The following is a 12,413-nucleotide window of genomic DNA, read 5'->3' as shown; positions in this document are numbered from 1 at the left end:
TACCAAGCCATGGTCACCCTCGCCTGCCTACAACTCTGGCTCCCATGACTTTGCGGACAGGCCCTAGGGGGCTGGAGGCTGCCTTCCGCGAGGGAGCTCGCCCCGATCGAGTGTCTGGCCGGTCTGGTGCCGGGCATGGGTGGGGCCGGGGCATGGGCCGGGCGGCGGCAGCGGTGGCGGGATCGTGGTCTCCGGTGTGGGGTTGCCATGGGAGGGCACCCGTGAGGTGTCCCACGAGCCCTCAGGTAAGGGGTCGGTATTCAGAGAGGGAGTCACCGGTGAAGAAGAAGCAGAAGCTGCCACTCGCCTACAAGCCCGTCGGATTCGTCCTCGGATGGGTGGGCGGATCGCTGGCCGGGCTCGCCTTCCAGAAGACGTGGAAGGTGATCCGGCACGAGGACGACGCACCCGACGCCCTGGACCGCGACCGCGGGTGGGGCGAGGTGCTGTTCGCCGCGGCCGTGCAGGGTGCCATCTTCGCCGTAGTACGCAGTGCGGTGGACCGGTCGGGCGCCAAGGCCATCGAACGGGCCACCGGCACGTGGCCGGCCCCGGACAAGGGCGGCCGCGACTGACGGCGTCCGCTGTCATGCTCGTCCCCCAGACGCATGATGGCGGCGCTCCAATGAGCCGCTGGAGAGGGTGGATGCGGGAGCCGCATCCACCCCTCGTCGTTTGCGGCCGGCCGGGGTCAACTCGTCTGCCCAGTACGACCTGTTCCTCAACGGCGCGGCACCGAGCTCCGCCCAGCCTCCGCAGGCTGCTCCTTCGGCCAGGCCAACCCCGGTTCCAGGAGCGCGCGGGGATCTGGACCGGGCGCGGCGGATCGAGCAGGGGAGCTGCCAGGCTCAGTCGCCTCGGACGCGGGCATGGAGATGCATGTCGTGTCGTCCGTCGTCGTGCACGGCGGCGCTGCGCTTGGTGCCTTCCAGGAGGTAGCCGGACTTTGTGGCGACCCTGCACGAGGCGGGGTTTCGGGTCGAGTGGTCCAGCTCCAGGCGGTGGAAACCGATCTCGTCCAGGGCCCAGGTGGTGACCGCCAACAGAGAGCGCGAGGCCACACCAGCGCCGCGGGCGGCCGAGAGTACCCAGTATGCCGCGCTCGCCATGCCGTCGTCGAAGTCGAACCCGCGCAGTGCGATCCGGCCCAGCACCTCGACGCCGTCACGGGTGATCGCCCAGTGGCCGCCCTTCTCGTGCTTCCAGTCCTGGCGGTATGCGTCGAACCATTCCCGGACCTGCGGCTCGGTGGCGGGCCGACGCGTGTGCCAGCGGCGGATTCCATCATCCTGGTACGCGGAAAGGAACGCCGGCGCGTCGGCTTCTTCCCAAGGGCGCAGCAGCAGGCCCCCGGTGGTGGCGAGCACGGGTTGGGGGGAACCACCGAGCGAGCCGGAGGCGATGACGGGCGGCGTCGACAATGCGCGAGTCATGCACCATGATCGCCCGACGCTGGTCGCACTCGTCAAGAACGAGCCGTTCGCCCATGCTCACGGCCGCCGCGCCACCATGTCACGGGCTGCACCAGGAAGAGGTACCCGCGGGCCGACTGCACGGCGCGTGTACGCCTTCCCCGTCCGGGCGACACTGGTTGCGTGATTATTGAACGTGCGTACGCCCATCTCTCCTCGTACGACGAGAAAACCTGGCCCTGGTCGGTGCCCTGCGTCCGACAACTGCTCGACGAAGGGCTGCGGTTCACCGCGCCGGTGACTTTTCTGGTCGGTGAGAACGGCTCGGGGAAGTCGACCCTCGTCGAGGCGCTGGCGGAGGGGTTCGGCCTGGACTCCTACGGTGGCTCCCACGACTGGCGCTACGCCTCCCCGCGCGGCAAGTCGCCCCTCGGCGAACGTATGAGATTTGACGCCGCCTCGGGGCGCGGGCGCCGTATGGTCACCAGCTGGTCGGCCCGCAAGGGCTTCTTCCTCCGTGCCGAGACCGCGCTGGACGCCTTGGGCAGGGAGGGGTTCTCGCCGGACCATGTCAGCCATGGTGAGGGCTTTCTCGCGGCATTCCGCGGGAAGTTCCTTGACGCCGGGCTCTACGTTCTCGACGAGCCGGAGGCAGCGCTCTCCTTCTCTTCGTGCCTCGAACTGATCGGGCACATCGACCGGTTGGCCAAGGAGGGGGGCCAGGTCATCTGTGCCACGCACTCCCCGTTGCTGACCGCACTGCCGGGCGCGGACATCATCGAGGTCGGTGAGCACGGTATGCGGAGGGTCGCCTGGCAGGAGCTCGGCGTCGTGGATCACTGGCGCCGCTATCTCGCCGACCCGCACGCCTATCTGCGGCACATCGTCGAACCGTAGGCGGGTCCCCTCCCGGGTCCAAGGGCTGTCCCAATACCCCACCGGGTCCGTACGCGGGGGACCGACCTGCGCGCAAAGGCACATGGGCGCGGTACCAGGCCCGCACGGTGCCCGCTCGCTCAGCATCCGTGCAGCCGGGCCCGGAAGGCGCCTGACCGTGGACATACGCATGCCTGCTGGTCACTCTGGGGGGAAAGGGCCGGCATGTCTGTCGTGTGTGGTGGGCGCTGAGACCGAGAGCCTCATCCCGTAGCGACCCTGCAGCAGGGGGAATGATGAGCGAGGACTACGACTGGGACGACGGCGGCACCGGTGGGGGCGACGCGTCCCCGAGGTCGGAAGGAGGCGGGGGGTATGCGGCTTCCCAGGCGGCCGGGGGACGGATCCATGCCGGGGATCTCCCTGCCACCGGTGCTGACTCCCAAGTGTCGGCCACCGATGGTGAATCGGAAGATGGCTGGACCACTCTTCGGGTCGCCGCCGCGGCAGGGGGCGGGATACTGGTCTCGGCGTTCCTGGGCGCGGTCGGAGCTCGCCTCGGCGAGCACAGTGTTCAGGGCACACGGGACCGGCTCGCGCAGCGGCGTGGGCGGGCGGGCACGAGGGAGGGTGAAGCGGCCGCCCACTCGGCCTTTCTGAACGCTGTGGGGGTGCTTTCCGCAGCCCGCGCCTCTGACGGTGGAGTGCTGCGCCTGTCGGGTGCCAACGGCACTGTGATCCTGATGCATCCATCTCTGCCACCGAAGGCCATTGCCCAGTTCGCCCGCCTGGACCTGGCGGATCCGGAGATCGCCGGCTTGAGGATCAGTTGGGAAGGCCCCGTTGGCGGCTACGACGTCCACGGTGTCTGGGCGGAATCCCGCGATGTGTGGGCCACGTCGTACAAGCGAGTACGAGTGGAGGACAGCGGACAGGAGCGGGCGCTTCGCTACGTCTGGAACGACCGGGTTCAGTTGTGGCGGCGCCGCAGCGACGAGCCATTCAGGCCCGGCGACGACGGGGGAACCGGCACGTCTGGAAGCTCCACCCCATAGATCGCGCGGCAACAGTTCTGTGCCGGCCGACTCGGGCCCGTAGCCTTGCCACTTGTGAGCTGCATACGTACGGGGTGGGAACGCGCGCGGCGCGGGCGGGCCAGGGGGAGGGCGGCCTCTTCGCAGCGGGTGGTCCTGGGCCGTATCCAGGATCTCCTTGAGGCGGGCGAATTCGAGCAGGCCGAGGCCGAGGCGCGGGCTCTCGCCGCTTCGCCGCGCGCCCGGGGCGGCGACCCCGCGCTGGTCTCGTGGCTGGCCCGATCCCTCGCCGCCGGGGCGGCCGTCGCCCACGGCCGGGGGACGGAGCTGCTGCCCGAGCTCGCGACCCTGATCACGGAGTTGGAGCAGACAGCCGGCGCCGACCGGCAACTGCTGCTCGCGGTCCGGTCGAACCGTGCGGCGGTCCTCGTGCAACAGGACCGGCACATCGAGGCCGAGGCCGAGGCGCGGGACATCCTGCGCGGCACAACCCGAATCGCACATCTCGCGAAGATGTGGAGGATCGAGCTGAGCGCGTTGACCAGCCTGGCTGCCGCACTGAACGGACAGGGCCGGTACGGAGAAGCGGAGGCCATCGCCCGCGGGAACCTGCCGCAGGCGGACGGGCCCGCCGCCGCCTTCCTGCATCGTGCGCTGGTGGGCAGCCTGAACGGGCAGAGCCGGTATGAGGAGGCGTTGGCGGAGGCCCGCCGGTACACACCGGCCGGGGGTCGCACGGCGAGCGGGACTCTGGAGATCGTGACAGCCAGGGCCCTGCACGGCCTGGGCCGTCGCGACGAGGCGGAGGCCACCGCCCGCCAGGCACTGGCCGCCTGCGAAGAGTTCCTGCATCCGGCCCACCCCCGCATCAAGGAGGCCCGTACGCTGCTGACCCGTGTCATCGCCGAGGACCCAGCCCCGGAATGAGACCTTCACCAAGCCCCTCGGCGGTCGCCCCTGGAAGCCGAGGACTCCACCGGCCGATCACCGGTCGTGGGCGTTTGATGGGGACTCCCCTCCCCGCGTCTGGGAGCGGATTTGCCGCCCGTGAGGATCACCGGGGTGCCCGTCGCCGGGCACCCCGGTGACCTCAGTTGTCCGACTCCTGCCAGCCGTCGGACTCCAGGCGCCTGACGTCGAAGACGTCGTGGCCCCCGCTCGTGACACGGATTCCGTCGACGTACACCCCGCGGCCCTGGTAGGCCCCATCGGTGCGGTACCTCCAGCGCAGGTGGGTGGTGTCGGCGGTGACCTCGGCCGACGCCTTGAGCCATTGCCTGCCCGAGTAACCGTCGAACGTCCCCCCGGTACTCCAGCGCCAGCCCTTGGCTCTCAGGTCCAGCGGGACCGGGCCCCAGGTGGAGCCGCCGTCCGTGGATGCCTCCAGGCTGCCGCTGTCGGACTTCGGCTCGGTGTCGTACCAGAGATGGAACGAGACCCTGCCCGTCGTGCGCATCCTGCTCAGCGGGGCGGTGAGTGTCACGTCGGCGGCGTCCGGCATGCCGGAGAACCACGCGGTCCTCCCGGTGGCGGGCTTCACCGGCACGGAGCGGGCGAAGGCCCGTGCGGGCGCCCGGCGGTAGTCGCTGTCCGTGCCCCAGTCTCGGGTGGGGTGGACGCGGTTGGCCAGGAAGACGAACACGGTGCGGTCGACCGGGTCGACGGTGATGCAGGGACCGGTGTAGCCGGTGTGGCCGGCGGTCACGGGGGACGTCAGCGCGTCCATGTAGAACCGCTGGTCGACCTGCCAGCCGAGTCCGCGTGGCGAAGCGCCGATGTCCGCGCTGTAGTTGACGAGTATCTTTCTGACCGTCGCCTCGGACAGGACGCGGGTGCCCGCGTAGTGCCCGCCGTTGGCGAGCATCTGACCGAAGACCGCCATGTCGGTGGCTGTCGAGAAGATGCCCGCGTGGCCCGCGACACCGCCCAGGTACCAGGCGTTCTCGTCGTGCACGGTGCCGTGGACCATGCCCCGGCCCGTCCCCGGTTGGTACTCGGTCGCCGCGATCCGCGGCAGCAGGCTCCGCGGCGGGTTGAACATCGTCTCGGTCATGCCGAGCGGCCCGGTGACCCGGTCGGCGATCAGGTCGTCCAACGCCTCTCCCGTCACGCGGTGCAGCAACTGCCCCAGTGTGATCAGGTTCAGGTCGGAGTACTCGTAGCCGCTCCCCGGCTCCCGCCGCAGTACCGACGCGTAAATGGCCGCCATCCGCGCGTCGTTGTCGGGAAAGTCGGCCAGGTTCATCCATGAGACGAGGCCCGAGCGGTGTGTCAGAAGATGACGCAGGGTGATGGCGGCCTTGGCCGGATCTGCTGCCGCGAACTCGGGCAGATACCTCGCCACCGGCTCGTCCAGGTCGATGACGCCTTGTTCCCACAACTGCGTCGCGACCGTCGAGGTGAACAGTTTGCTCACCGACGCCATGTCGAAGAGGGTGTCCTTCGCCATGGACACCCACTGGTCGGGGGGCAGCTCGACCGGGGTTTTGGCAGCCGCGTCCCAACTCTCGTACCGGACGGCATGGCCGCGCGCCTCGTGGGTGACGATCACGCTGTCGCGCGCCGCGATCAGCACGAAGCCGGGGTGCGAGGGGTTGGGACGGCCGGGTCCCGGCTCCATGTAGCGCGCCGCCTCGTCGGCCATCCGGTCGACGTGCTCGGCGATCAGCCCGGCCCGGCCGGGGGAGCCGGGGCGCAGCCGGCGCGAGACGGTCGGGAATCGGATGTCGTCAGGGGTGATGGTCGGCGGTCCCGTCAGGGCCCCCGTGGGCGGGGCGGCGTACGCCGTGGTGCCGAGCGGGAGGGCCGACCCGGCGCCGGCCACCGCAGCCGCCGCGTGGAGGAAGTTCCTGCGTCTCATGCGTCAACTCTGCTTTCTCACCGGTTGGTCAGGACAGACTCAGCGATAGATCAGGAACTCTCCGCGCAGTTTCCGGAACCGCTTGAGGTCGTCGTACCAGACCTCGGGGATGTCGGCCGCGTCCGTACCGCTCTCGATCGCCTCGCGCACCCGGGTGTCGCCGCTCAGCTTGTCCATCCAGAAGCTGGTGACGTCCTGCGACCGCCAGCGGTACTCGGGGAAGAGCCGCCACTGTTCGGTGATCATGGCGAGTGCGGTGGGGATCGGTTCGAACCGGTCGACGTCCGTGACCAGCACCTCGACGCCACCGCAGGTCTTGTCCTGCTGCTTGGAGAACACCGGCTTGAAGTACGCCTCGCGGAAACGGACCCCCGGCATCTCGCGTGCGTTGAGCGCCTTCTCCCAGCGGTGATCGATGCCGGGAGCGCCGATGAGCTGGAACGGCTGAGTGGTGCCGCGGCCCTCGGACAGTGCCGACGCCTCGAAGAGGCAGGTGCCGACGTAGATGTCGGCGGTGGCGAGCGTGGGCATGTTGGGTGAGGGCGCCACCCAGGGCAACCCGGTGTCCGTGTACCGCATCCGCCGGTCCCAGCCCGACAGCCGCTGGACATGCAGGTCTGCCCGCTTGCCCCCGGTGGCGGCCGGTACGAACACCTCGTTGTAGAGCCGGGCCAGCTCTCCCGGCGTCATGCCGTGCTGCTGAGCGATGGCCTTGAGCCCGACGAAGGTGGAGTGCTCGGGGTGAAGTACCGGCCCGTACGCGTCCTTTCCCGACAACGGGGTGGGCCGGTCGAGGACGACGAACTTCACACCGAGTCTCGCCGCGGCCTCCAGCGCCAGATACATCGTCCAGATGTAGGTGTAGAAGCGGGCGCCGACCTCCTGGATGTCGAAGACGACGGTGTCCAGTTCGAGGTCGGAGAACAGCCGCTCCATCGTGGCGGAGTTGTTGTAGGCGTTGTAGACGGGAAGTCCGGTCTTCTCGTCGATGAAGAACTCCTCGCCCTCGCCGGCCTGCCCGATGCCGCGGAACCCGTGTTCCGGACCGAAGATCGCGACCAGGTTGACGGCCGCGTCCGCGACCATCACATCGACGATGTGGTTCAACTCGCGGTCGATGCCCGTGGGGTTGGAGATGATGCCGACCCGCTGCCCGGTCACGGACGCGTAGCCGCTCCGACGCAGCGTTTCGAAGCCGGTGCGCACCCCGCCTTTCGAGCCGTGCCCCTTGCCCTGGGCACTGGCGGGGCCCGCGGCTGCCAGCCCGGTCGTGCCCGCGGCCACGGCCGAGGTCGCCGCTGCCGTCAGTAGATCTCTGCGTCGCATGGTGGTGATGTCCTTTGTTCGTTCGTGTCGGTGGTTCGTCAGTGCCGGTAGCTCAGTCCGTGGCCGAGCGGGAACAGGGGCTGGTCGGGATCGTCCGCCGTGGGGATCGTCACCGGCAGCGTGCCGCGCGGGCGGACTTCGCCGAACAGCACCCGGGTCGCCGACTCCAGGGCGCCTTCGCGGGAGGAGTACGTGGCCAGGTGGGTGCCCGCCTCCGGGTAGCGGGCGATGTCGTACGGCGTGCCGACGGCGACGGTGACGACCGGCTTGCCGGTCTCGGTCAGGGCGTTCACCAGGGCGGACTGTCCCGGGTTGGCCCCGGCGCCGCTGGTGACGACCACGACGGAATCGTGCCCGCGGGCCTCGGCCACGGCGGCGGCGATGGTGGCGGCGCCGGGGTTGGTCCCGGTGTAGTGCGACGTGGCTGCCACATCGCGTTTGCCGATGAGCGCGGTCAGCTGGGATGTCGTGCCCTCGCCCCAGCCGGTGACCAGTACGCTCTGCCCGTCGTCCGCGAGCGGCAGCACCCGGTCGTCGTTCTTGACGAGCGTGGTGGTCCGGTCGGTGATGCGCTGGGCGGCCCGCAGGTGTGCGGGCGATCCGACGGTCTTGTCTACTCCGTACGGGTTGGCGAAAGGCCGCTTCACGATGCCCTGCTGGTGCTTCAGGGTCAGGATCCGGCGCACGGACCTGTCGATGCGCTTCTCGGTCAGCTCGCCCTCGGCGACGGCCTGCAGCACCGCGTTGTACGCCGTGTCCAGGTTCGGGGGCATCAGCAGTATGTCCACGCCGGCCTGCAGCGCCTTGACCGGTACGTCCTCTTCCGGATAGGTCTCCTGGACCCCCGCCATGGAGAGGGAGTCGGTGACGACCACGCCGTCGTAGCCGATCTCGTCGCGGAGCAGCCCGGTCATGATCGGCTTCGACAGGGTGGCAGGGGCGCCGGAGGGGTCGAGCTCGGGGAACTGGATGTGACCGGTCATGATGGCGCCGATTCCGGTGTCGGCGGCCCGACGGAAGGGGGGCGCGTCGATCTCCCGCCACTGTTCGAGGGTGTGGGTGATGACCGGCAGACCGACGTGGCTGTCCACATCGGTGTCGCCGTGCCCGGGGAAGTGCTTGGCGGTCGCGGCCACGCCCGCACTCCCGCTCTGGTAGCCGCGGACCTGTGCCTCGGTCAGATCGGCGGCCAGTCGCGGATCACTGCTGAAGGACCGCACGCCGATCACCGGGTTGGCGGGATTGACGTTCACATCGGCGACCGGGGCGAAGTTCTGGTTGATGCCGACCGCCCGCAGTTCCTCTCCGGCGATCTTCCCGGCCTCACGCGCGTCCCGCTCGCTGCCGGAGGCGCCCAGCGCCATGTTCCCCGCGAACTGCGTCGCGGGCGGGCCGAGCCGCTGGACGATGCCGTGTTCCTGGTCGGTGCTGACCAGCAGTGGCACTTCGGCCGGCTGTCGGAGCGCGGCCTGCTGCAACCCGTTGGAGAGCGCGGCCACTTGCTTCGGGTTCTGGAGGTTGTCGGACCAGGCGAAGTAGATCACGCCGCCGAGGTGGTACTTGTCGATCGCCTGCTGCGCGTTGTCGACGCCGAGCCAGTTCTGGTTCCTCGTGACGTCGGCGGCCTTGTCGGTGTCGGCCGACGTCCCGTAGGCGTACGTGGTGAACAGTTGGCCGACCTTCTCCTCCAGTGTCATCCGGGCCATGGTCTTCTCCACCCACCCCCGCTCCACCGGCGCCTTGGCCGACACAGCGGTCGGCATGGACAGCAGCAGACCGCACACGGTCGCCGTGACCGTGATCTGTCTGCGGAAGCGTCGGTCTCGGCGTATCGCGTGAACCATCGCGCACTCCTTTTGCCGTTGGGCGGGTTGGCGTGGACTCGACAGGCCTGTGTGCTCGTGTCTATGGCTCAATCGCACCTCAGGTCAAGAGGGCGAGCGCTCCTTGATGAGAGGCATTCGCGCAGGTCAGCGGTACTACAGTGGTATAGACCACTGATTGTTCGCCCCGTCTCGGGCCGATCGCGCTCTCAGAGCAGGACGCCGGTCAACCTGTCGTAGCGCATCACGCTCACACGGCTCTCCGACGCGTCCCGCAGACCGAGCACCTGGACGATCAGCACTCCGATCCTGTACCGGTCCTCCGTCGTGACGCGCAGCCAGGGCTCGCCGCCACGCAGGACGGTGACTTCCTCGACGAGCGTGCCGTCGCGCCCTGCCGCGACGGCGTAGCCCGGGCCTGAGGGGGGTGCGATGTCGAGACCGCCGTCCGTACGGATGGTGACGGTGGCGACGAGGTCGCCCCGGCCGTCGTTGGCGTCTCCCACGAAGTCGTAGATCCTTGCCGGGTCGCCCACGTAGTGCTTCAGCCGGCCGAGACCCGTGACGTCCATGCCGTTGTAGAAGTTCTCGGCTCCGCTGTTCAGCCAGAAGTGGGTGTTGTGCGTCGGGGAGTCGAAATCGGCGCCGGAGTTGTACGAGAGGTGCCAGTGCGGCGGATTGTCGGTGTGCAGGGTGTTGTTGGTCTCGAAACCCGCGAGGAACCAGCGGTGGCCCTTCGCGGCAGCCGTGTCCTTGAGGCCGGAGTCGAGCAGGACGGCGTGCGCGGCGATGAGCTGGTGGAGCTGCGAGCGTGCCGCGTTCCCCGGCCACGGCACGGTCAGCCACGGTCCGGCGACCCGGTCGGGGTCGTTGTGGTCGAGTTTGAGGTGCATGCCCTCCGACCGGTCGGGGTGGCTCCAGATCTGGATCGTCGGCTGGTTGGCGTCGGCCGTCGGCAAGGTGACGGGGAGTACGAAGGTGAACCGGCTCCGGTCGGAGGGGTCCCGCTCGACCCTCAAGCGGGTGTCCATGTGCACCACGTCGCTCACCGCGACGCCCGGCCAGTGCACGGCGACGACGATCCCCGCGGCGTTCGCCGGGCCGCGCACGAAGGAGTAGTACTCGGCTCGGCTGCCGGCGTGGTACTTGGCGCCGGGGACGAACTCGTACCCCTCGGGCAGCGTGATCTCGGGCTGACCGGGCTCACCGGGGCGCGCCCGGACGAGACGGAAGGCCGCGTACGCGACCTCCTGCGCACCCGCGGTGGAAGGCAGGGTGAGGGCCAGCGCGGTGCCGGAGGCTCCGGCCAGGAGCGCGCGGCGGGACAGCGGACTCATACGGGACCTCTCGGGAGGGGATGGCGGGGATCGGCGGGTCATGCCTCATCCACGGGACGGGGCCCCGCGGATGAGGCATGCACCTGGTGCTCCGGCGACGCGTTCCGGCGCTCGCCGTCCCCGTGTACGGCCGGTGGGGATCGGGCCTTCGCCGGGCTCTGACGCCCCTCGCGCGGCTCCGCTACCTGCCGTCCTGGAGGGCGCCCCAGGTGGCCGGACCGACGATGCCGTCGACACCCAGTGCCCTGGACGACTGGTAGGTACGGACGGCCTGACCGGTCTCCGGACCGAAGGAACCGTCGATGCCGACCGTGCTGCCGAGCGCCGCGGTCAGCGCGCGTTGCAGCCTGCTGACGTCCGCACCGCTGGAGCCGCTCTGCAGCGTCGGGGTGGAGCCGTACGACAGCAGCGCCGTCCAGGTCTTCGCACCGATGACGCCATCGACGCTCAGCCCCACATCGGTCTGGAAAGCCCGGGTCGCGCTCTGCACATTCGGACCGAACGCGCCGTCGGGCGCACCCGGGTCGTTGCCGGAGTCCTTCAGTCGGCACTGCGCGGCCCTCACCAGATCACCGCTGGAGCCGCTGCGGATCGTCGCGTACGCGGAGAAGTCCAGGTTGACCCCGGAGCAGCTGGTGGGCGGAGTGCCGCCGCAGTCCCGGGCGACGTTGCGCCAGGTCCGACCGTTCGACTGACCGTATTCGACCCCGTCGAACCAGGGCCTGACCCTTTCGGAGGTCGATGTGCCCCAACTCGCCTCCCCGTTGCCGTTGGCGTCGTAGCCGAGCTCGAAGTGGAGATGGGGATGGCCGTTGGAGGTCGGACCCGTCTTCCCGACCCTCCCGATCGTCTGACCCTGCTTCACGGCGGTGCCCACGGCGACGGAGCGCGACTGGAGATGCAGATGGGTGGTGAAGTAACCGTTGCCGTGATTGATCTGGATGACGTTCCCGGCGTTGGCGTGCGAGAAGGACATGTTGACGACGCCGTCCGCCGCCGCGACGAGCACGGCTCCTTCGGTGCCGACCTGGTCGGGTTCGCGCACCATGTCCAGGGCCGGCGCGTGCGCCCAGGTGTCGAGCCGCCACTGCTGTCCGCATGTGAAGGGCAGCTGGAAGTCGACGGGCGGCGCCGACCGGGCGCGAACGTCATCGGCGGAAGCCGGCGCACCCGCCTGGAAGGCGAGTACGGCGGAAGCTGCGACGGCCACGAACAGCTTCCCTAAGCGAAGCAGTCGTTTCATCTTTCCTCCTCGGTGCGCCGGCTTCCGGCCGGCGTGCAGGGCTGCGCTCAGGACTGGCCCACATGCGCTCGGGCACGCTCGGCCGAGGTGTGGCGGCGACGGGTGCCCGCGCTGCCGCACTGCGAACGCGAGGACGCCGGGTGACGACCGATCACTGGGTGGACAGCGTGCGGGCAGGCTCAGCTGACGGGCTTTTCGAGAATGGCACAGGAGAGCCGCAGGTCAAGATGCGAGCCCAAAGTGTCAGAGGTGGCACCAATGAGCGGCCGGGCGGCGGCAGTCGGATCGGTTCACCCACGACCGAGTCCGACCCGGTCGCCGCGCCTCAGGGTCGGAGACGGAGACCTCCGTGCGGTGAGTTCCCCTACGGCTCCCACCACCCGGAGGTCTTCGCGATGATCAGGACCCGCGAGCCCGGCAAGATCCAAACGACAGACCCTAGGGCGTGTCCGCAAAGTCTGTTGGTCGTTGGTAAGTCGTGGTGAGACGTCATGAGTTGACT

General features: G+C 69.4%; 10 protein-coding genes. 4 read left to right on the top strand and 6 right to left on the bottom strand.

The genetic code is table 11. The features are described from left to right. Nucleotides 1-278 precede the first annotated feature (278 nt). Nucleotides 279-575: a DUF4235 domain-containing protein gene (locus tag IEY79_RS36680; RefSeq protein ID WP_189111996.1), complete on the top strand. Its 297-nt coding sequence runs from the start codon at nucleotides 279-281 to the stop codon at nucleotides 573-575. 273 nt (nucleotides 576-848) lie between these two features. Here IEY79_RS36680 and IEY79_RS36675 read toward each other — a convergent pair whose 3' ends face one another. Then, a complete protein-coding gene (locus IEY79_RS36675; RefSeq protein ID WP_189111995.1) occupies nucleotides 849-1,433 on the bottom strand; it encodes a GNAT family N-acetyltransferase in 585 nt (194 codons plus the stop codon). 162 nt (nucleotides 1,434-1,595) lie between these two features. Between IEY79_RS36675 and IEY79_RS36670 the strand changes: the two genes are divergently transcribed. From IEY79_RS36670 to IEY79_RS36660, 3 genes are all read left to right on the top strand, one after another. Further along, nucleotides 1,596-2,309, top strand: coding sequence for an AAA family ATPase (locus IEY79_RS36670; RefSeq protein ID WP_189111994.1), 714 nt, complete (start codon nucleotides 1,596-1,598; stop codon nucleotides 2,307-2,309). A gap of 425 nt (nucleotides 2,310-2,734) precedes the next feature. Continuing rightward, entirely contained in the window at nucleotides 2,735-3,343 is a 609-nt protein-coding gene (locus tag IEY79_RS36665) for a hypothetical protein (RefSeq protein WP_189111993.1), read from the top strand. A 54-nt stretch (nucleotides 3,344-3,397) separates the two neighbouring features. Beyond that, nucleotides 3,398-4,249 (top strand): tetratricopeptide repeat protein, encoded by an 852-nt coding sequence (locus tag IEY79_RS36660; RefSeq protein WP_229701445.1) that lies wholly within the window; start codon nucleotides 3,398-3,400, stop codon nucleotides 4,247-4,249. Nucleotides 4,250-4,412: 163 nt separating this feature from the next. Here IEY79_RS36660 and IEY79_RS36655 read toward each other — a convergent pair whose 3' ends face one another. The 5 genes from IEY79_RS36655 to IEY79_RS38585 form a co-directional block, all read right to left on the bottom strand. Then, nucleotides 4,413-6,182, bottom strand: a complete 1,770-nt coding sequence (locus IEY79_RS36655; protein ID WP_189111992.1) for a serine hydrolase domain-containing protein — start codon at nucleotides 6,180-6,182, stop codon at nucleotides 4,413-4,415. 39 nt (nucleotides 6,183-6,221) lie between these two features. Then, the gene (locus tag IEY79_RS36650; RefSeq protein WP_189111991.1) at nucleotides 6,222-7,508 is read right to left on the bottom strand and encodes an exo-beta-N-acetylmuramidase NamZ family protein; all 1,287 of its coding nucleotides are present in this window, start codon (nucleotides 7,506-7,508) and stop codon (nucleotides 6,222-6,224) included. Nucleotides 7,509-7,546: 38 nt separating this feature from the next. Next, nucleotides 7,547-9,352, bottom strand: coding sequence for a glycoside hydrolase family 3 protein (locus IEY79_RS36645; protein WP_229701444.1), 1,806 nt, complete (start codon nucleotides 9,350-9,352; stop codon nucleotides 7,547-7,549). A gap of 188 nt (nucleotides 9,353-9,540) precedes the next feature. Next, complete coding sequence (locus IEY79_RS36640; protein WP_189111990.1) at nucleotides 9,541-10,668, bottom strand: hypothetical protein; 1,128 nt, start codon at nucleotides 10,666-10,668, stop codon at nucleotides 9,541-9,543. A gap of 181 nt (nucleotides 10,669-10,849) precedes the next feature. After that, nucleotides 10,850-11,911, bottom strand: coding sequence for a peptidoglycan-binding protein (locus IEY79_RS38585; RefSeq protein WP_373292702.1), 1,062 nt, complete (start codon nucleotides 11,909-11,911; stop codon nucleotides 10,850-10,852). Nucleotides 11,912-12,413: the final 502 nt, after the last annotated feature.

Origin of the sequence: Streptomyces camponoticapitis (assembly GCF_014646115.1) — a bacterium.
Lineage (GTDB): Bacteria > Actinomycetota > Actinomycetes > Streptomycetales > Streptomycetaceae > Streptomyces > Streptomyces camponoticapitis.
This window is presented reverse-complemented; position numbering and strand designations above follow the sequence as displayed.